General features: G+C 65.5%; 2 protein-coding genes and 1 pseudogene. All 3 read left to right on the top strand.

The window, feature by feature from the left end; genetic code table 11:
- Positions 1-307 (top strand): annotated as a pseudogene (locus tag EOD07_RS29335) (ABC transporter ATP-binding protein); the annotation flags it as partial.
- Between the two features lie 50 nt (positions 308-357).
- Positions 358-1,320 (top strand): aliphatic sulfonate ABC transporter substrate-binding protein, encoded by a 963-nt coding sequence (locus tag EOD07_RS29330; RefSeq protein WP_164772646.1) that lies wholly within the window; start codon positions 358-360, stop codon positions 1,318-1,320.
- 100 nt (positions 1,321-1,420) lie between these two features.
- The coding region (locus tag EOD07_RS29325; protein WP_127237830.1) for a sulfatase-like hydrolase/transferase at positions 1,421-2,828 on the top strand (1,408 nt) is incomplete at its 3' end.

Here is a 2,828-nt window from a genome sequence, read left to right as displayed (position 1 = left end):
GGCCGAGCCGTTCGGCGCGCTCGACGCGCTGACCCGCGTCCAACTCCAGGACCAGCTTCTGGAAACCTGGAGCCGCGAGCGCCGCACGGTGATGTTCATCACTCATGACGTCGACGAAGCGGTCTATCTGGCGAATCGCGTCGTCGTCATGGCGGCGCGGCCGGGCCGGCTGCAGGAAGTCATCGAGGTCGACCTGCCTTATCCGCGCACCGAGCAAATCCGCCTGTCACCTGAATTCGCCGCCATCCGCAACCGCGTCTGGCATGCCGTCTACCACCAGCCGCCCGCCGCCCAAGCCGCAAGGTGAGGGCGGTCCCACCACAAATATCAACGACAGCAGGGAGAGAGAGAATGACATTGAACAGACGCGATTTCATGGCCGCATCGGCCGCGATCCTGGCGGCCGGCGCGCTGCCGGCCAGCGCCGCGGACGACACGGCGCGCATCGGCTACAATGGCGATTTCTGGGGCGCCTCGATCGCCAGCATCGCCGACGCCAAGGATCTCTGGACCAAGCATGGCGTGAGCGCCAGCACCAAGGTCTTCACCAACGGTCCGATCCAGGTCCAGGCGCTTGGCGCCAACAGCCTGGAATTCGGCTATCTCGGGCCGGGCGCGCTGTGGCTGCCGGCCACCGGCAAGGCGAAGATCATCGCCGTCAACGATGTCGGCTTCTCCGACCGCGTCATCGCCCAGGCCGGCATCAAGTCGGTGGCGGACCTCAAGGGCAAGAAGGTGGCGGTGCCGGCCGGCACCTCCGGCGACATGCTGCTGAGGCTCGCGCTCGCCAAGGCCGGCATGAAGGTCGAAGACATCGAGATGGTGCCGATGGACCCGAGCACGGTGGTCGCGGCCTTCTCCTCCAAGCAGGTGGACGCGGCCGGCATCTGGTATCCCTTCGTCGGCATCATCAAGAAGAGCGTGCCAGACCTGGTCGAGATCGCCAAGAACGACGATTTTTATCCGGCCACCACTTTCCCCAGCGTGTTCATCGCCCGCAACGACCTGGTCGAGAAGAACCCCGACCTGGTCAAGAAGGTGATCGGCGCCATCAAGGAAGCGCAGGATTATCGCGCCGCCCATCTCGACGAAGCGGTCGAGATCACCGCCAAGCAGCTCGGCATCCCGGCCGACCAGCTCAAGACCGAGGCCGGCTACGGCAAGCTGATGACGTCGGCCGAGGTCGCCAGGCTCACCAAGGACGGCACCGTCGCCGGCTGGTTCAGCGCCATGAACGAGCTGTTCAAGACCTTCGGCAAGTTCGACACCTCGCTCGACCCGAAAGACTACTACATGGCCGACCTTTACCTGCAGGCCTGACCCGGTCCTGCCGTCCCGCCCTCGGCGGGGCGGCAACCACCCGTGAGCCGATCGCTCCGGCAAGTTCATCCCAAAAGAGAACCCGATGACCCAGTCCCCCATGAACGTCCTTTACATCGACATCGACAGCCTGAGGCGCGACCATCTCGGTTGCTATGGCTATCACCGCAACACCTCGCCGGTGATCGACAGCTTGGCGGCCGAAGGCATGCGCTTCGAGAATGTCTATGTCTCCGACGTTCCCTGCCATCCCTCGCGCACGGCGCTGTGGAGCGGCCGCCACGGCATGCGCACCGGTGTCGTCGGTCATGGCGGCACCGCCTGCGAGCCGTTCCGCGAAGGCGCCGAGAGGGCCTGGGCCGGCACTTTCTACGAGGAAGGCTGGATGCGCGCGCTGCGCGACCTCGGCTATTACACCACCACCATCTCCAGCTTTGGCGAGCGGCATGGCTGCTGGCACTGGTATGCCGGCTTCAACGAGATCATCAATCCCGGCAAGGCCGGCATGGAGAATGCCGACGAGGTCTCGGCGCTGGCGCTGGATTGGCTGAAGCGCAACGGCGCGCAGAAGCAGTGGTTCCTGCACGTCAATGTCTGGGACCCGCATACGCCTTACCGCGCGCCGGACGCCTTCGGCGATCCCTTCGCCAAGCAGCCGATGCCGGCTTGGGTGACGGAGAAGATGTTCGAGAAATCCCACGCCGGCTACGGCCCGCACAGTCCGCAGGAGCCGTCCGGTTTCGACGTCGCGCCGGGCGGCTCGAAATGGCGGCGCATGCCGGCGCCGATCGACACGATGGCCGACGTGAAGGCCTGGTTCGACGGCTACGACACAGGCATCCTCTATGCCGACCATTATATCGGCTTGATCGTCGAGGAACTGAAACGTCAGGACCTGTACGACAAGACCATCATCGTCATCGGCGCCGATCATGGCGAGAATCTCGGCGAGCTGAATGTCTGGGGCGACCATCAGACCGCCGACGAATACACCTGCAACGTGCCGCTAATCATCCGTTGGCCGGGCGCCAAGGACCTACGCGGCGTCAATGACGGGCTGCACTATCATTTCGACTGGGCGGCGACGCTGATCGATCGCCTCGGCGGCACGGTCCCGGCACTGTGGGACGGCCGCTCCTTCGCTGCCGCACTCGGCCGGGGCGAGCAGGGTGGTCGCGACTTCCTGGTGCTGAGCCAGGGCGCCTGGGCGGTGCAGCGCGGCGTGCGCTTCCGCCACGAAGGCGCCGACTGGCTGATGCTGCGCACCTATCATGACGGCTACAAGGATTTCGGTCCGATCAGCCTGTTCAACCTGACGGACGATCCGCATGAGGAGCACGACCTGACGGCCGAAAGGCCCGATGTCGTCGACCATGCCAGCCGCCTGCTGGAGGACTGGCGCACCGAAATGGCCAGGCGCGGCGACGGCGACGTCGACCCGCTGGTGACGGTGATGCGCGAGGGCGGGCCGTTCCACACGCGCGGCGAACTGCCGGCCTATCTCGAAC

The sequence above is a fragment of the Mesorhizobium sp. M2C.T.Ca.TU.002.02.1.1 genome (assembly GCF_003997225.1).
This window is presented reverse-complemented; position numbering and strand designations above follow the sequence as displayed.